Origin of the sequence: Psychrobacter sp. NG254 (assembly GCF_015277735.1) — a bacterium.
GTDB lineage: Bacteria > Pseudomonadota > Gammaproteobacteria > Pseudomonadales > Moraxellaceae > Psychrobacter.
Window position 1 is genome coordinate 382,799 of sequence record NZ_JADHDA010000001.1, and the last position, 18,133, is coordinate 400,931.

At 43.4% G+C, this 18,133-nt stretch carries 11 protein-coding genes; 4 read left to right on the forward strand and 7 right to left on the reverse strand.

The window, feature by feature from the left end:
• Positions 1-41 precede the first annotated feature (41 nt).
• The 3 genes from IP510_RS01535 to IP510_RS01545 form a co-directional block, all read right to left on the reverse strand.
• Positions 42-2,114, reverse strand: coding sequence for a beta strand repeat-containing protein (locus IP510_RS01535; protein ID WP_194363031.1), 2,073 nt, complete (start codon positions 2,112-2,114; stop codon positions 42-44).
• Positions 2,115-2,154: 40 nt separating this feature from the next.
• Positions 2,155-2,622: a hypothetical protein gene (locus IP510_RS01540; protein ID WP_194363032.1), complete on the reverse strand. Its 468-nt coding sequence runs from the start codon at positions 2,620-2,622 to the stop codon at positions 2,155-2,157.
• A 255-nt stretch (positions 2,623-2,877) separates the two neighbouring features.
• Positions 2,878-4,872, reverse strand: a complete 1,995-nt coding sequence (locus tag IP510_RS01545; RefSeq protein WP_194363033.1) for a hypothetical protein — start codon at positions 4,870-4,872, stop codon at positions 2,878-2,880.
• 581 nt (positions 4,873-5,453) lie between these two features.
• Between IP510_RS01545 and aceE the strand changes: the two genes are divergently transcribed.
• Both aceE and IP510_RS01555 read left to right on the forward strand, forming a co-directional pair.
• Positions 5,454-8,267 carry a pyruvate dehydrogenase (acetyl-transferring), homodimeric type gene (gene aceE / locus IP510_RS01550; protein ID WP_194363034.1) on the forward strand — a complete coding sequence of 938 codons (2,814 nt, stop codon included), beginning with the start codon at positions 5,454-5,456 and terminating at the stop codon, positions 8,265-8,267.
• A 25-nt stretch (positions 8,268-8,292) separates the two neighbouring features.
• Complete coding sequence (locus tag IP510_RS01555) at positions 8,293-10,002, forward strand: 2-oxo acid dehydrogenase subunit E2 (protein WP_194363035.1); 1,710 nt, start codon at positions 8,293-8,295, stop codon at positions 10,000-10,002.
• 248 nt (positions 10,003-10,250) lie between these two features.
• On the opposite strand, the gene IP510_RS01560 is transcribed toward IP510_RS01555, so the two are convergent.
• Complete coding sequence (locus tag IP510_RS01560; protein ID WP_194363036.1) at positions 10,251-10,892, reverse strand: OmpW/AlkL family protein; 642 nt, start codon at positions 10,890-10,892, stop codon at positions 10,251-10,253.
• 307 nt (positions 10,893-11,199) lie between these two features.
• Here IP510_RS01560 and IP510_RS01565 point away from each other — a divergent pair, with 307 nt between their 5' ends.
• On the forward strand, positions 11,200-11,427 hold the full coding sequence (locus tag IP510_RS01565; RefSeq protein ID WP_194363037.1) for a hypothetical protein: 228 nt from the start codon (positions 11,200-11,202) through the stop codon (positions 11,425-11,427).
• A 121-nt stretch (positions 11,428-11,548) separates the two neighbouring features.
• Positions 11,549-12,532, forward strand: coding sequence for an ion transporter (locus IP510_RS01570; RefSeq protein ID WP_194363038.1), 984 nt, complete (start codon positions 11,549-11,551; stop codon positions 12,530-12,532).
• A 170-nt stretch (positions 12,533-12,702) separates the two neighbouring features.
• On the opposite strand, the gene IP510_RS01575 is transcribed toward IP510_RS01570, so the two are convergent.
• The 3 genes from IP510_RS01575 to IP510_RS01585 all read right to left on the reverse strand — a co-directional run bounded on the left by IP510_RS01575 (position 12,703) and on the right by IP510_RS01585 (position 17,841).
• Positions 12,703-13,350 carry a TerD family protein gene (locus tag IP510_RS01575; protein ID WP_194363039.1) on the reverse strand — a complete coding sequence of 216 codons (648 nt, stop codon included), beginning with the start codon at positions 13,348-13,350 and terminating at the stop codon, positions 12,703-12,705.
• Between the two features lie 100 nt (positions 13,351-13,450).
• Entirely contained in the window at positions 13,451-14,578 is a 1,128-nt protein-coding gene (locus IP510_RS01580) for a helix-turn-helix transcriptional regulator (RefSeq protein ID WP_194363040.1), read from the reverse strand.
• 386 nt (positions 14,579-14,964) lie between these two features.
• Complete coding sequence (locus IP510_RS01585; RefSeq protein WP_194363041.1) at positions 14,965-17,841, reverse strand: ATP-binding protein; 2,877 nt, start codon at positions 17,839-17,841, stop codon at positions 14,965-14,967.
• Positions 17,842-18,133 lie beyond the last annotated feature (292 nt).

Sequence of the window (18,133 nt, forward strand, 5' to 3'; positions counted from 1 at the left end):
ATTGGCCTATAAGCAGCTGTTACTACTTATAGATTTTTAAATTAACGAGCGTTTTTAATCTTAACTTTAAAGGTTAAAGTAGCAACGCCTTGCGGTACTAATGTTGAAGCTGTCGTACTCACAGCAGTAGTGCTGGTAGAAGCTGCAGTAATAGAAGATCCAGTTCCAGTAACACTAGAAGCAGGTGAACCAGTCACCAAATCTGCACCAGCTGAGAAGTTAGACAATAAATCCGAAACCGTTAAGCTTGTGATATTAAAGCCAGAAGCCGCTGCTGGAGTGGTGGTTTGTATAGCAGAAGAGGTATTAGTCGCATTGATACGATAAATGATACATTGATCAGGTGCTGCACCACTGATCGCGTCTTTACTGAAGCTAGCAGCAGCAACTGTACCTGTACAAGTGGCATCTAGAGCTTGGAACTTCTCTAAATTTAACCCTTTCACATTAGTCGTATCTGTCACTGGTGCAACAGTAGGGGCACCATTACCACCCGGTGTTAAAGTTACGATAGTAGTTTCGTTGCTACCAACAGCAGCAGCTGTAGAAGTTACTTTATAATTAATAGCAACTGTGCCACCTGGTGCTATACCGCTAGGTAGCGTCGTACTATTGATGGTGTATACACCACTCACAGGGGTAAGCGTAATCGGCGTTCCTGATACGCCACCTGGTGCAGTATAAGTGATGGTAACAGGGGTGGTAGGAGCAACGGCTGTATTCAGACCACCGTCAGCGATAGTAAAAGTTAATGGATTAGTATTAGTACCTTCAGCATCCTGACCGTTGTTAATGATATTGGTCGTATGGGTGACTTGCCCCGCTGTGTCAGAAGTAGGTGCAATTTCTCTCGTCGTTGGATTGTTCAATACAATCGCACGATTGCTAAAGCTAGTAACGCCCGGTGTATCTTCACCAACTCCGCCAGCGACATCAGCACTAGTAGGAACTCTGGTTCTATCATTAGTAGTCACTGTGCTGTCTAGAATATCGTAATTGGTGTCAGCCACTGGAGTAACAGGTAACGCGCCAACATTACCGACAAACTTATCATAAACGGCCACGTTGTTAGTCGCAGTAGAGCCAGCAGCAGTATAGCTAGCTTTGGCAACATTGACTTTAAACGTGACAACTTGATTTGCGCCAACTGCTAAGCTTGGTACCGCGATATCAATAATTTGTCTACCTTCAGCATCTTTATTAGTACTAGTAACAGTCGCACTCGATGCTGTCACATTACCAGACAATGTCATACCTAAAGGAAGTACATCTCTGATAACGAAGTTATCTGCGATAGCGCTATAAGCTGTGTTAAGGTTAGTCACGGTAATGATGTAATCAATCTGCGGATTAGTAACTGACAGATCTACATTGCTAGTCGCTGTTTTTGCGATCTTAAAGGTAGGCAATCTAACGATGTTTTGGTTTTCATTAACCAATGTAGGGACTTTGCCACTTGCAGTCGCAGCGGTAATAAAAGTACTAGTCGCTGTCAATGTACCAACGGAAATGTCGCCACCTAAATGAGTATTAGGTGTCGTTACTGTATAGCTAAGATTAGCTTTGAAGCCTGGTGGTAATTTAATAGTACCGCCATTGCTAAGGGTACCACTTACAGCTTGTCCACTAGATAAATCACTAGCTACTGCTGCAGTACCATCAGCTTTTACGATAGTATAGGTAATGCCGTTTGTACCTGCAGTGCCTAGCGCATAGTTTGGAGTGGCAGTAGTGATAGTAGTATCGTTATTACCGGTAGTATTAATCGTATAAGTATCAGAAACGTTACCTTCATTGGTTAATGTATGGTTAAACGTAGCACCATTGCCTGGTGTAGTCGTGATATCTTCGTTTTTGTCATCGGTAGCACTCGCGCCATTAATGGCGACTAATGAGAAGTTAGCTGTCTCACTGACATTGACAGTCACAGTATTAGAAGTAACGGTTGGCTGAGCAACAGTACCAACACTATAGCTTGCGGTCGCGACGTTATTGATCGGGGCTGCACCACTACTCGTAGCTCCTGATGTCGTAGCAGCATTGGCAGTAGTGATACCCATTGCCGCCACAACACCAACAGCTAGTACTGAATATTTAAAAGAATTTGGTTTCATGCGGTAGATCTCCAAAGAGTTAAATTGGCAAAGTTAAGGGTTATTTGTTGACGACAGTGTTAAGAGCAACGGCAGCTGATTTTTTCGCTGGTAGTAACTTGATATTCCAACGTAGCGTACGGTATTCAGAGTAGGGTACTTTAACCATCTTGCCATCTAACTTTTTCATCAAAGGCATATCAGCATAGTTTTTGCCATCGATACTGGCTTGTGCGCTAGCAGGGGTTGCCTCACCTGTGAATGTCATGTTTGCAGGGATAGGTAGTGTCACCATCAGATCATTAATATCATTATTAACGGTGTTGGTATAAGTTGCTTTGTATTGAATGACAGTACCAGCTGGCGCTGTACGTACTGGTGAATATGCTGTCTTGCCATCCGCATTTTTGATGACTTGATTGGCAGTCAGTTCCATTTTTAGAGCATCATCAGCATGTGCGACGTTCAATAAAGAAATAGAAGCAGCAGTTGCTAATAAAATACCGTGTAAGAGATTAAAACGTTTCATATAAAATCCTTTCTTAGAACATGACCGTCAGTAAAAAGCAAACGTCGTAAATAGTAATGGAAGGATATGCAATCTAATATAATTTTCATTTTTAGAAGGCATCTGTCTCCCTTTTTTCTATTGTCACGTAATCAATACAATTATTCATCACAAAGATGACAACTGGCATTTTGAAGTATATAAACGGTAAAAGCCCTGTCTGACTAGACAGGGCTTTAATTAGATGGTTAAAAGATAAATGTAATCAAACGAATATTAGGTACCAGAGGTAGTGCCATACTTGGTATTGAAATACAAAGTTGCTTTTGAAGCTGTAGTGCTCGAAGATGTATTACTTAAAGTAAATTTGTCAGAGACAATAGTTCCATTTTGTCCGATTGGCGCTGTTTGATTGGTTGTCTTAAATACGTCCGAAGGTACTCCTAACGCTTTAGGGAGATAAAACTCAGATTTCACTTTAACATTTTGTAATACATCAGAAATTTGTATGTCTGACAAACTAATGTGCCCGCGATTATAAGCTTCGATTTTATAAGCAATGCATTTGCCTGGAATTATGGTGTTATTAGGGGCAGATGTACTAAAGCCTGTACTTGGATCTGAAGTGTTTGTGACAGATGTATAATCGAGACTACTATTACATTCATGCACATACTGGTATTTAATAAGTACCAATGCAGTGTTGTTAGCTTGTACTTCACCAAAGTCTAAATTGTTATATACGTAGATATCATTAGTCAGTGTTACTTCTCTGATATTAGCAGTAGTATCTATATCATAAATCCAAGAGGTTGGCTCAGTTTCTACTAAGCATACTCTTGTTGGCAATGCACCTGATTGAACAACAAAATTGTATTTACCTAAGCTTGATACTGTTTGAGGATTAGCTGAGCTTGTGACAATTTGGGTGCCATTGCAGTTGGTTAAAGCAACTTGTAACCCGCTATCGAATATTCCAGATTCATTGCTATCTAAGATGCCATTGAAATAGGCACTGTTTCCAATGAAGGTGCTAGTAATATTCTGTTTGGTAGAATCTGCAGCAGTAATACCACCGTTATCATTAAAAACGGTTCCTGAAAAGCTGTAAGATTTTGGCGTGTTAGTGATGGTACAGGTTACTTCGTCTCCATAATTCAAGCTTGATAAGGTAAATGAGCTTGCAGTACCTGACGGCATAGTGGTCGTACTGCCAGTCGTTGCATTAGTACAGGCATAACTAGTGCTATAGTTACTAGCATTACCAGTTATTATATTTTCAGATATAGTGTAGGTGGTACTTGGGGCTAATTCCAATGGGGTAACAGTGCTTCCGTTAGTTATGGTTGAACCTGTCCCTGTTGTTGTAAAAGATGCTGTAGAGCCTTGAGTATCGGGAGTGAGTTTTCCACCAGCGACTTTGATATTGAATTGGTCACGTTTAGTATCACTGTCGTTAAAACGAGTACCTTCTAATTGTTTTTTCACAGTTAACTTAGGTGGTGCAAGACAAAAGTAGAAGTCTGAGTAGCCCACAACATGGTCGCCAGTAGATAATGTCGTAGATGCACTAGAATAAGCATTACCATGAGTTATAACAAAAGGTGTGTTTAAAGACTGAGAGCCCCAATCAATATTAAAATTACACGGGCTAGTAGGATTACAGTTTAGCCATTGATTGCCTGTAATAGTTTTGCTTGCGTTTGATAGTGTGTAGTTTGCAGTAAGTATATTACTAAAAGCACCACCAGCACTAAAAATCGATATGGACTCAGTATATTTCCCATTTTCATTTGAGTCTAAATCTTGCACAACAAACCCATACTTCGATACGGGCTTGTTAATAGTAGCAGTCAGTTTGTGGTTTATATTAAGGTACTGGCTACTATGACGCATATTAATAGCGCTTGTAGTTACGCCGGTAAAACTACTGGCTTCTGGATAACCAGCAACTAAAAAATTAGTATCAGAAAAAGACAGTTTGAATTCAAGATTATTGTTGAAACTATAAGTAGTGCTAGTGTTTCCTGCACCTCCTGTCCAACTCAATGCCACTTTATTAGCTGCTGCAGGTGCAGGGCTAAAAGTTTTGGACCCTACATAGTACATTGCATGATCAGCGGGGCAAGTGGGACTAGCTTCTGCAGCAAAAGAGACACTACTGATTGATAGCAACATCATAGCAACTATCAATACTGGAATCTTATGCATAGGCTCATCTAATAGAGAGGAGGATTTTGCTAATTTTAAAGAGCGTTGATAACGTTGCATGATGCTGTCCTGAATATCATTATTTACCAGATTGTATAATATGTAACTTTTTTTATACAAAAAAATTACTTTTTATAATATCTAACAGAGCATGTAAATGCTATTTCAAAACTACCAATGGTAGTTTTTACATGACAAAGTGTAAAATAGTCTTAATATAATCCGCATAAACAAATACAATGTATTCGTCAAGGAGTATTTTTCAAAAAACTAATCATTATTTATTTAAAAAATACTTGTTATTTCTCCATTTCTCTACAGCCATAAACAATCACGCCATAAACGCTTATAATAGAGTGTTGCAGTTATTTACTGACGGAAGATATAGGGAACACACTATGGGCTGTGTGGCAATGGTGTCGATTTGATGCACTTGCTGATTCACAGTGGCACTATTTCGTATGATCAGGTTTGTACAATCGAGTTTGTATGATCGAGCTATATATTAATATCATCGCATAAATCAAAGGAATGCTTGGACATAGCAGGGACGTGGCAAGTAAACCAATACCTCATCACATATTATTTAACAAAGCTCTGCCTGATAGACAGGCATGACTGATATAAAAGGATTCACAATAATGAATTACTACAAGGATGCTGACAGCACCGAAACCAAAGAATGGTTAGAAGCTTTTGAGTCAGTGGTTAAACATGCCGATAAAGACCGCGCGCAGTTTTTACTAAAAGCGTTGTACAACATGGCGGTACAAGAAGGCCTGCCGTTCAATAGACTAGATACGGCCTACATCAATAGTATCGCAGTAGAAGACGAGCCAATGTACCCAGGCGATCTAGGCATGGAGCGTAAGATTCGTGCACTGATTCGCTATAATGCGCTTGCCATGGTGATGCGTGCGAATAAAAACGATGACGATTTGGGTGGTCACTTAGCGACATTCGCGTCTAGTGCCACGCTATATGAGACAGGTTTTAACCATTTCTTCCGCGCTGCTAGCGATCATTTCGGTGGGGACATGATTTATTATCAAGGTCACTCAGCACCTGGTATCTATGCCCGCTCTTATCTAGAAGGTCGTCTGACAGAAGATCAGCTTGATAATTTCCGCCGTGAAGTCGGTGGTAAAGGCTTATCAAGCTATCCGCATCCTTACCTAATGCCGGATTATTGGCAGTTCCCTACCGTATCGATGGGCTTAGGCCCAATCATGTCGATCTATCATGCTCACGTGCATCGCTATATGGAAAACCGCGGCTTGCTCGAGAAAGAAGGTCGTAAGATTTGGACGTTCTTGGGCGATGGTGAAACAGATGAGCCAGAAAGCTTAGGGGCTATTTCTCTCGCTGGCCGTGAGAAGCTGGATAACCTAATATGGGTAGTCAACTGTAACTTGCAGCGCCTTGATGGTCCAGTTCGTGGTAATGGTAAAATCATACAAGAGCTAGAGTCAGTATTCCGCGGCGCAGGCTGGCGTGTGATTAAAGTCATTTGGGGCGGTAACTGGGACAGTCTACTGGCCAATGATAAAACAGGTGTGCTAAAACACCGTATGGAAGAAGTGGTCGATGGCGAGTATCAGTTGTACGAAGCGCGTACGCCTGAGTTTACTCGCAAAGAGTTCTTTGGTAAGTACCCAGAGCTAGAAGAGATGGCTGATGCGCTGACTGATGAAGAGATTTCACGCTTGAACCGTGGTGGTCATGATCCTATGAAGGTTTATGCAGCCTTTAGTGAAGCCATGAAAACGAAAGGTCAGCCAACCGTTATTTTGGTCAAAACCGTCAAAGGTTATGGTTTATCTGCCCAAACGCAAGCAGTCAACAAATCGCATCAAGTGAAAAAACTGGATCAAGAAGCATTGGTCTATTTCCGTGACCGTTTTGATTTGCCATTCACTGACGAGCAGCTAGAGACACTACCATTCTACCGTCCTGAAGAAGGATCGGCAGAGATGAAGTATCTCAAAGGTCGCCGTGAAGCGCTAGGTGGTCATCTGCCTAACCGCCGTAGTGGACATATTCCACTGAATATCCCTGAACTGTCTATGTTTGATCGAGTATTAAAAGGCAGCAATGGTAAAGAGCAATCGACGACCATGGTATTCGTCCGCTTACTATCAGCCATGCTAAAAAACAAAGACATCCAAGACCGTGTCGTGCCAATCGTACCGGATGAAGCACGTACTTTCGGTCTAGAAGGCATGTTCCGTCAGTTGGGTATCTACTCAGCTGTGGGTCAAAAATATACGCCAGAAGACAGTGAAGCATTGATGGGCTATAAAGAAGCCATCGATGGTCACATGTTAGAAGAAGGCATCAACGAAGCAGGTGCAATGAGTACTTGGATTGCATTGGCAACCAGTTACTCTGTGAACGCGCTACCGATGATTCCGATGTATATCTACTACTCGATGTTTGGTTTCCAGCGTATTGGTGATTTGGCTTGGGCGGCAGGTGATTGTCAAGCACAGGGTTTCTTGTTGGGTGCAACGGCTGGCCGTACCACGCTTAACGGCGAAGGCTTACAGCATCAAGATGGTCATTCACAAATCTTGTTCAATGTCGTTCCTAACTGTGTGACTTATGATCCTTGCTTTGGTTATGAGCTAGCGGTTGTGATGCATGATGGTTTACGCCGCATGTATGGTGAAGGTGAGCGTGTTTATTATTACCTAACGCTAATGAACGAAAACTACGAGCAACCTGCAATGCCAGAAGGAAGCGAAGAAGGCATCAAGCGCGGTATGTATTTGCTTGAAGACAATGGCTCAGCACAAGTACAGCTATTGGGTTCTGGTGTGATTTTACGTGAAGTACAAAAAGCGTCAAAAATCTTAAAAGATGAGTTCAACATCACCTCTAACGTCTGGAGCGTGACCAGCTTTAACGAGCTGACTCGTGACGGTATGGCCTGTGATGACTACAACCGCTTGCATCCAATGGATGAAGAGAGAGTGCCATGGGTGACTGAGCAATTGGCACCGCACGAGGGTATCGTCGTCGCTGCGACAGATTATATGCGTAACTATTCAGAGCAGATTCGTGCTTGGTTACCAGACAACCGTCCTTACACCACGCTAGGAACTGACGGCTATGGTCGTTCTGATACTCGTGAAAACCTACGCAGCTTCTTCAATGTTGATGCCGCTCATATCGTGGTTGCCACGCTCAAGCGTCTAGCAGATGAAGGTGAAGTTGAGATGCGTCTGGTAAAAGACGCGATTTCAAGCTTAGGTATCGATGTCGATCAGCCACCTGCATGGCAACAGCAGTCTTATTCGGATCATTCTCCAGATGCGCCAGCACCAGGTAACGTCAATCCGACGCCTGTGCCTGAATTCGTGGCTGAAGATGATGAAGAGATCAGCAATGAAGGCCGTGCTGAAGATCAAGCCGATGCGACTTTACTCAATGACGGCGATGTCAAAGAATAATAACCATAAGACAAGGAAATAAACCATGGACATTAAAGCCCCCGATTTGGGTGTTGATAGCGCCGAAGTTAGTGAAATTATGGTAGAAGTGGGTGATGTCATCGCAAAAGATGACAACATCATTCTGTTAGAATCTGACAAAGCCTCAGTAGAAGTACCAAGCTCTGCTGCTGGTAAAGTGACCAAAATTAGCGTTGCGATCGGTGATCAAGTCAGTGAAGGTATGGTACTGATTGAGCTTGAGAGTGTAGAAGACAGCGTAGAAAGTGATAATAGCGCTGCTGACGACAATCAAGAAGCGAGTGATACAGAAGTTGCTGCTAAGTCAGAAGCAAAAGCTGAGCCAGCTGCAACTGAATCAAAGCCTAGTGCAAAGCCTGCGTCTAACGCTGGCAAAGCCACGACTCATGCATTACCTGATCTAGGCGTCGATGAGGCGCAAGTTTCTGAGATTATGGTCAGTGTTGGTGACATCGTGACTGCGGATCAATCAATCCTATTGATTGAATCTGATAAAGCATCGGTAGAAGTGCCAGCGCCAGTCGCTGGTAAGATTGAAAAGATACTGGTCGAAACAGGTGATATGGTTGCCAATGGTCAGGACTTTATCATTATTGTCAGTGATGCTGCTGATGAAGGTGAGTCTACATCAGATAGCTCTGAGCCAAAGCATTCAGCACCAGCCAAATCAGAAGAGAAAGCTGCTGCTAAAACAACTGCTGAGCCAAAACAGGCAGAAAAATCTACAACGCCTAATACGGTCGTTAGTAAGCAAGCTGGCAAGTTGACCGAAGCACAGGTTAATGAAAAGTTGGTTGATGTTTATGCAGGTCCAGCCGTGCGCAAGCTGGCACGTCAGTTGGGTGTTGACATCACTCAAGTGAATGGCTCAGCATTGAATGATCGTATCTTAAAGGAAGACTTATTTGCTCACGTCAAAGAGAGTCTGACCACACAGAAAGCCGCACCTGTTAGTAGTAGTACTATCAGTTCAGGACTGCCAAAACTGCCAGATATGAGCAACACTGAGATTTGGGGTGAGACGGATACACAGGATCTTAGCCGTCTACAGAAAGTCTCGATACCTCAGCTCAACTACAATACGCTGCTGCCACAAGTCACACAGTTTGATCTGTCGGATATTACCGAGACGGAAAAACTACGTAGCGAGCTAAAAGGTGGCATGAAGGCAGAAGGTATTGGTTTTACCATTCTAGCGTTCGTTGTCAAAGCAACTGCTCATGCCTTGACTCAGCATCCACGTTTTAACAGCCACTTAAGCGATGATAATACTCAAGTTATCTTGCGTAAGAGCGTTAATATGGGTATCGCAGTGGCGACTGATGATGGACTTATTGTACCTGTCATCAAAAACGTGCAAGACAAAGGTCTGAAGCAAATCGCTATTGAGATCGGCGAGCTTGCGGTAAAAGCGCGTGATAAGAAACTCAGCACCAAAGATTTACAAGGCGCGAGCTTTACGATATCAAGCCAAGGTAACTTGGGTGGTACGGCCTTTACACCACTCGTTAACTGGCCACAAGTGGGTATCTTGGGTGTGTCTGAGGCTAGCATGCAGCCACGTTGGAATGCCAAAACGCAAAGTTTCGAGCCACGTCTGATGTTGCCGTTATCATTGTCTTATGATCATCGTGTGATCAATGGCGCGGACGCAGCTGTGTTCACGCGTTATATCGCAACGCTATTGGCTGACCCACGTCATATCTTGATTTAGATTGGTTTATGGGTTGCTAAAACCCTGAATAAAAAAGACTGCCTAAGGGTGGTCTTTTTTATGTGTATAGTCAGAGAACCGCTAAATGGCTACAGCGTTACCCTCTCTAGATGTACTACTTGTACAATCTTCGGTCGGCTGCCTTGTATCCATTTTAGACTTCTTTGACTATATATCATAGGCAGCGAAAGCGCACAAAAAAGCCAGCTATCAAGCTGGCTTTTGTTATTCAGAATATTTTTACTGTCTTAGAACTGTTTTACAAATGCTACGCCGTATACCCAAGGGCTGATATCGACTTCGCCAAGCTCAACAGTATTACCGTTAGACTCAACACTTGCGTCTGTTTTGATGTCCATATAACGAGCATCAATACGGAAGTATTCAGTTGGAGCAAATGGGATATCAAGACCAATATGGCCTGCAACGCCCACGCTGTCATCAAGCTTTAAGTTCTCGAACGCATCACTATAGATTTTTTCTTTGAAAAAAGTCGTATAGTTCACACCAACACCTACGAACGGCTTGACGTTCATTGGCATGTTATAGCCATCAAAGTGGTATTGTACAGATAAGGTCGGTGGTAGATGCTGAGTTTTGGCATCAATAGTGGTATCGCCAGCAGTTAGAGTAATGTCATGATGGAATGGCGTCGCGGCTAGTAATTCAATACCAATGTTGTTGGCAACGAAATATTCGCCGCTAACGGTTGGTTGAATATCGCTGTCGACGTCGACCCCAATAGTGCCATCTGCCAATGTACCGTTATTGCTTTTTGGCTCAACCATATGAGCGCCAGCAGCAACAGACCAAGTACCTGCAGGTACAGCAAATGCGGTGGTCATAGTCAGTGCAGCAGCAGTAACTAAAACTAGGGATTGGAGTTTCATTATTTAATTCCTTAACATGACAGGGAGTGGTTAATCAGTTTTTAATGAGGGATGACATTAGAAGCTGATACATAATGCTATAATAAAAATCAAAATGGTAACATTATGACGATATTGTAATACAAAAATCACTGCTTTTGGTAAGGTTTTGAACATAAAGTAGCAATGCTTGCGTAATAAATAATATGGATACGTACTATCATCGACTAAGACTAAAAAGTTTTTTAATACTGAGTGATTCTTAGAGGTACTTTATCCGCATCATTTAGGGTTTTTTACTCACAATCTAAAAAAGGCGTAATACATTATGCTGGGTTATTGTAGTAACTCTCCTCTACGCTGTGAGCAGGCACGGGCTACCAAGATATTGAATCAGGTGGATTCTTGTTGTCATGAATGTGGGTTGTTTTTAATACCTGCTAAGGACATCAGTCAACAACTGCGTGCTGATGAGCGGTTTTTGAGATTGTCCATGTTGATTGCTATGTCTGTCATGCTGTTGTCAGTGAATATCTATTACTTAGTGTCTATGTAATATGTGATAGCTGATAATGATCTGCTGACACTGTTTGAATTGAGAGCGTGTCCTAGTAAGGGTTATGTTCGCTTTATTATTTTATTCATATAACGCCGGTATTTCACCGCATAGGGATAGCATGCTGCTGCAATCTATACAGCGCTTACGTCATTTTGTTTATGATATTTTGCAAAATGAAGAACATGACACCTTGTTCAGTCGTTACGTGGATTATTTTCTGATATTTCTGATCATGACCAATGTGGCTGCTGTGATAGCTGAATCAGTCGATCAATGGTATTACCCGTATCAGAATTATTTTACTTGGTTTGAAAATTTTTCCATCGTTATATTCTCGATCGAGTATCTACTGCGTTTATGGAGTGTTGGGGAGGCTAAGCCCGATCACACCACTTGGAAACAGCGTTGGAACTGGCTCAGAAGCCCATCTGCACTGATTGATTTGATTGCCATTGTCCCTGCTTTTTTAAACTTTTTTGTTAATATCGATTTGCGTTTCTTACGTATCTTACGCTTGTTCCGTATTCTTAAGTTGACCCGTTATTTTGCCTCTATGCGTATCCTGCTCGTGGTGATTAGTAAAGAGCGCGGCTCGTTTCAAGCGGTTATTTTTATCTTGATTATTATGATCGTAACCGCCTCTAGCGGTATTTATTTGGTTGAAAACCATGCACAGCCGGAGGAGTTTGAGTCGATACCTAAGGCAATGTGGTGGGCTGTGGTGACTTTAACGACCGTGGGTTATGGTGATGTTACACCGATCACCAACGCTGGCAAGATACTGGGTGCCGTTATTACGATATTGGGTGTGGGTCTTGCAGCACTGCCTGCCGGTATTTTGGCAACAGGGTTGGCAAATGAGCTGGCCCAGCGCCGTGAGGAGCTTGAACAGCATTTTCGAGAGCAGCTGATTGATAGTGATTTTGATTTGGTACAAAATCAGATGATGATTGATAAGATTCGCCGTGAGCTGGGACTCGACAAAGAGCAAGCACAAAATATCGTACTACAAGTGCTGCGTGAGCAAGAGCTTGAGCGGCGCGAGAGAGAAGTTGAGGTACGTCAAAAGAATTTTTGCCCGCATTGCGGTGAGGGTTTATGATGGCAGGTATAGTCGTCTGTAGTTGCCTATAGTAGGCAGGTCTTTTGCTAAGTCTATTGACTACGTTTTTGACTGGTCTAGAACCTGTGGGTTGAATGCTAAAAACAAAAAGATGCGGTTCAGTCATAAAGCTGAACCGCATCTTTTTTATATACTGTTATTGATGAGCGCTATATGCCCTGAGGGATAGGTAGGGCACGTGCAAGCTCATGAGCCACTTCTTTGGCGCCCTCTGATAGGTCATCAGCTGTCAGAGGTAAATTCTGTAGCGTCAAATGCCAGTCATCAACAGCTCGGCGCAGGTGTGCCACCCAAAGCGTCGTACAATCACGGGATAGTTGCTTTAGATTGACTTCAAAACATCGATTGCCTTCATCATCACTCAGATGAATCTCACCCTTGATGACTCTAGAAAATGGATGACCATGGTAGGAGTTGGCAATTAAAGCAATGTGAGTGATGTGCAGTGGAATTTTTTCAAGCTCCAGTCTGATCTGCTCTTGATCAAGCGGCGCAAGATACATGGCTTGCTCGCCGCGATCTTTGCCATTTAGACTGTCCCCTTGATGCTTGACTGATTCGGCTTTGTCACGCAATTGCTTGAACCAAACGATATCGCTGATGACGCAATTGTCATCATATAAGACACAAGCCAAATCAATATCCATTGCGCTTTTGTTTTTCTTAAAACGTTTAAACAACCCTTTTGGCTCAATTTTAGTAAATTCATAATTGAGCGCAAAAAACAAAGTTCCCGCATCCAAGCCCAGCCCTCTGAGACTGTCTGAAAGCAATGGTAATGGGGCGGTGGTCGGCATAATATTCCTTTTTAATGCTTATTTAGTTCTTAGTTTTTAAGTTCTGAGCTCTTAACGACTGTCATCATATCAGCGCTGCTTAGATTGAGCATTATCATCGTTATTCATTGTTCAGTGTTGGCGATTTGTCCAATACGGCTTCATAGAGCAGGGCAGGCTTGGCATCTAATAAACCACTACCAAAACCGCGTAACCACCAGACCAGCTGTGAGGTCAAATTGATCGTCGCTTTTATCGTTAGAGTATTATCATCATTTGATAGGACAATTTGATCGTCACTCAGCTTACTTTCAGTGAGGCTTTTGCCTGCTTGCTTGGTAAATTGTAGCTCAACGGCTGTGTTTTTACCACGTTCAGCCAGTGTACCAAATAACGGGTGACTAAAGCCCATGCTGCCTTCATCTAGATAAGTATCTAGTTGAAAATCTTTGGGTGTCTGCGCTGCGCTATCGAGAATCTCAACGCTGTCAAATCGATGCAGTGCAAAGGTGCGAATGATGGATTCTTGGTCATCAGTACGAGTGGCTAGCAGATAGATAATTACCCCGCGCTGGATAATGGCAATGGGGTTTAGGGTATATTCGCTGGCTTGTGATTGATTGCCACGGGTATAGCAGGCACTGATTTGTAATTGATAAAATAGCGCGTGATAGATATTGTCTTTGCTGTCCAAATCTATATCTGGGGCGATAAGCGGCTGCGTGGCAGGTTCGATACTCACTCTGTCTATCCACGAGTGAGTTACCTTGCTGTTTTTGAGCTGTCGCCGCGCTAAGTCAAACCAAGGAAACAGCTCATCTAAGATAACAGGCGGTAATAGTTGCGTCAGATTGGCTTCAACCATATTGAAAGCCACGGCTTGTGATAGGTTCATATGTGGCAAGCTCTGGAGCGGCGCATCATCACACCAACGCCATCCTTGTGGGTTGGCATTGTTTTTTTCGATAGGAAAGCGTTTGGCCAGTGCATTCAAGTCACGTTGTACAGTACGCAGACTGATATCAAAACCTGCCATCATCAGCTGGTCATAGATATGCGTGGTGCCGACCCAGCGGTTGCGTTGTAGCTGAGACAGTACTTGCCACTGCCGAGCAGTCGTCGCTGCACCGTGGCGATTATCATTGCTGTCCTTTGAGGCACTGTTATCCGCCGTTACTGGCGTGTCCGCTTGCTCATGAGACTCTGCTTGAGTTTGAATATTATCGGCGCCAGTAGGGATTACAGTCATTGGGAGATAGCCTTTATAAAGTCACAAGTCGATTCTGACAGTTCTAACAGTTTTTTATGCGGGATAGTCATTCCACTATAAAAGTATGACTGCGCTACCCTCGCTTGAAGTATTCAATATATAGTCAAAGAAGTCTAAAATGGATACAAGGCAGCCGACCGAAGATTGTACAAGTAGTACATCTAGGGAGAATAACGCCGTAGCCGTTTAGCAGTTCTCTGTCTATACCTCTACGCTCGGTTGGCCTTGTCCTACTTTTAACTTGAATCGACTATAGAAGCGTTTATCATCGCAGAACAGCCGCATCGCGTTTAGGGACGTTCGTCTGCGTTTATATTCTATCAAATGTTGAACGCTTTAATGTCATAAGCGAGCAGGTTGCGTCACTAGATGTCGTCTACTATTATGTCAACAGGTCTATTTTTTTCTTGATGATCGATACTTTTCTCAATACTAGAGTACTGTTCAGCATCAGAAATTTGCTTGTCATCAGTTTTGTCAGGGTCTTTTTTTGTCTTTTTAAGCGTGTCTTTTTTGCGCTTAGGTGCCTTTTTTTGGTGCTTTGCTTTAGGCTTTTTCTTTGATTTCTTATTCTTTTTTCCATCATCGATGTCATCACCACTATTTTGGTTTTCATCCCAGAGCATCAGACGACTTAGTACTTTGCCAAATAATGTGTCTTTGCGATAGCGGTCTTTTTTATTCGTTGTGTCGATGGGTAGACCTGTCATCAATGTCAATGCTTCACTGAGCGTATAGACGCCATAGATGTGAAAGTTGCCAGCTTTCACTTCTTCAATGATGTCATCACGCAGCATCAGCTGCTTAACATTGGCCATTGGAATGACCACGCCTTGCTCACCCGTTAGGGCTTGTTCGCGGCACGCATCAAAGAATCCTGCGATTTTGGCATTGATACCGCCAACCGCTTGTACTTCACCCAATTGATTCATCGAGCCCGTAATGGCGAGGGATTGGTTAATCGGCACGTTCGCCAAGGCAGACAGTAGCGCACAGCCTTCGCTGACGGTAGCGCTATCACCATCGATTTGGGCGTAACTTTGCTCAAACGCGAGCGACGCACTAAAGTTCAGCGCGTGGTGTTGGCTAAAGAGCGCACGTAAATAGCTGGTCATGATGAGCATACCTTTAGCATGCAGGCTGCCACCTAAATCCACATCGCGCTCAATATCTAAAATCTCACCAGCGCCGATATTGGGTTGAATGACAGCAGTCAGACGGGCGGGCATGCCAAACTCACTGTCCGCATAGCTGACGACGGTTAAAGCATTGACCTGCCCAACAGCAACGCCTTTTGTCTGGATAAGCTGCTGACCATTTTTGAGCTCATCCCAGTACAGGTCACGAAGATAGCCTGAGCGCTCATCCATATCATCGATTGCTTGTGTAACGTGATCAGCTGTCACCAACTTTTGATCATCCAAGCGCGCATGGCGGTTTGACTCATGTAGCAATTTAATAAGTAAATCGCTATGCAGGCTCAAACGGTCTTGCTCTTCAGCTTGTAAGCTTAAATGCTCAAGCAAAGTGGCTTGTGCGCTACTGTCAAAGGGGTACAAGTCGGCATAATCGATGATGTCTGCCATTTTTGCGACCAGTGCCAACTCATGCTCGCTAGTGCGTGACACGTCGTCATGAAAGTCAGCGCGGACTTTGAACACTGCATCAAACTCAGGCTCAAGCTCTAACAGCTCATAGTAAAGATCCGCTTCACCCAACAAAATAACTTTGATGTCTAGCTCAATCGGGGCAGGCGATAACGACAAACTGCCAGTCAACGTCAGCATCTGCTCAAGGCTAGAGAGTTTTATTTTGCGAGATTGCAGCGCACGCTTTAATCCTTGCCATGCATAAGGGTGCTCAAGCAAGTGGCTGGCCTCTAACAGTAAATAACCACCATTGGCACGGTGCAGCGCCCCTGCTCGAATCATGCTGACATCGGTTGTCACCGTACCCAGTTGCGTGATCTGCTCGACATGCCCCAGCAAGTTGAGATGGGTTGGTAAGTCTTCGAACACCACAGGCGCGCCACTGTCTGGCGTGTGACTCACAATAATATTGACCGCATAGCGACTGGGTGTGGTGGCAAGGGCTGCAGTCACAAACTCTTCATCATCACCATTGACGATACGCTCGACATGGGTAACCATGTCAGAAAATACCGTTTTAAGATACTCGATGACTAGTGGATGCGCGGTGAATTGCTCATAAATAGGCGTAAATAGTGGCTCTAGCGCGCGCTGGGCAATACTACGATGTAATGCCTCTATGGCCTCATTGGCCTCATCTTCTAACTGCTCAAGTGCAATCGTTAATTGACTGAGCCGTTTTTGCATATGGTTTTTTTGTGCAAAGTTACTCAGTTCTGCTTCATAGTCACTGTTGCCATAGTTGCTATCACCAAAGCTACTATCACTAAAGCCACTATCACTATCAATATTGGCATCATTATTCAGATCTAGAGTATCAGTCTCATGGCGATCTTCTGCCGTTGAGGTACGCCCATGGCTATCAGTAGAAGCTTTATAATCATTAACATCACTCTCTACCGCAAGCTTGCTAGGATGAACGAACACAGCTTTGTTATCAAAAGGGCGGAACGTCAAGGCCAAATCGTATTGTTTACCCTCAGCGTTGAGAACATCATAAGCCTGACTTTCTTTTTGATGCGTGTTGTTTTTAATGGCTTCAATTTTGCTTTGATATTGATCACTTCGAAAGCGTTGGCTTAGGCGTTTTTTGGCGTGTTGCCACAAGTGGTTGACTTGCTGTTGCAGTAGGGATGCTTGACCGGCAGACAGGCGCAACGCCAATGGAGTGCGTGGATCCGTAAAATTATGCACATAGACCCAATCATCAGGTGTCGTCTCATCAGCAGCAATGCGGGTCAGTAAACGGCTAATGATGGTGCGTTTACCCAAACCGTTCTCGCCTGCAGCAAATACATGGTATCCACTCGCTTTTATATCTAGAGCCGTATGCAAGGCTTTAAGCGCACGCTGTTGACCAAAGCCAACATCTAAGTCAGGTGCAGTACGGGTATCTGTTGGCAGATCATCAGGATCGCTATAGCGCTTTAGTTGCTCAGCTGAAATGGCACAGTTTTGCTGAACCTCAACGAATATAGGATGCGGCGTCTGAGCGTCATCTTTCTTAGCCTCTGATGAGTCAGTAGTAGGTGAGGCTACATAGTTAGCGTCTTTTGATACATCAGATAGGGGCGTGTGTAAATGTTCGGTCATAGGCGTTAAGGCATCATCTTAAAGGTATTAAAGGAGTCGGTATTCTATCGAGCTTGATGTTTCATATTTATTCTAAGTGTCTATAATATAGTGAATCAATCAAGACATACTACAAGATATGTTTATGTTTTAACCATACTATTATGCGTATTTTGTATTATATCTATAAAAATCACTAGTATGGCCAGTACAAACAAGCCCGTTAATCAGGATATTCGATGCTATCAAAGCAGAATAACGCCTCATGATAGGCGCAGATAGTATAAGATGTCGCACATTGGCGCAATCTGCA

Coding starts and splice junctions, on each gene's coding strand:
- IP510_RS01560 (WP_194363036.1), bottom strand. CDS start 10,892: ATGAAACTCCAATCCCTAGTTTTAGTTACTGCTGCTGCACTGACTATG.
- IP510_RS01545 (WP_194363033.1), bottom strand. CDS start 4,872: ATGCAACGTTATCAACGCTCTTTAAAATTAGCAAAATCCTCCTCTCTA.
- aceE (WP_194363034.1), top strand. CDS start 5,454: ATGAATTACTACAAGGATGCTGACAGCACCGAAACCAAAGAATGGTTA.
- IP510_RS01540 (WP_194363032.1), bottom strand. CDS start 2,622: ATGAAACGTTTTAATCTCTTACACGGTATTTTATTAGCAACTGCTGCT.
- IP510_RS01535 (WP_194363031.1), bottom strand. CDS start 2,114: ATGAAACCAAATTCTTTTAAATATTCAGTACTAGCTGTTGGTGTTGTG.
- IP510_RS01565 (WP_194363037.1), top strand. CDS start 11,200: ATGCTGGGTTATTGTAGTAACTCTCCTCTACGCTGTGAGCAGGCACGG.
- IP510_RS01555 (WP_194363035.1), top strand. CDS start 8,293: ATGGACATTAAAGCCCCCGATTTGGGTGTTGATAGCGCCGAAGTTAGT.
- IP510_RS01585 (WP_194363041.1), bottom strand. CDS start 17,841: ATGACCGAACATTTACACACGCCCCTATCTGATGTATCAAAAGACGCT.
- IP510_RS01575 (WP_194363039.1), bottom strand. CDS start 13,350: ATGCCGACCACCGCCCCATTACCATTGCTTTCAGACAGTCTCAGAGGG.
- IP510_RS01580 (WP_194363040.1), bottom strand. CDS start 14,578: ATGACTGTAATCCCTACTGGCGCCGATAATATTCAAACTCAAGCAGAG.
- IP510_RS01570 (WP_194363038.1), top strand. CDS start 11,549: ATGCTGCTGCAATCTATACAGCGCTTACGTCATTTTGTTTATGATATT.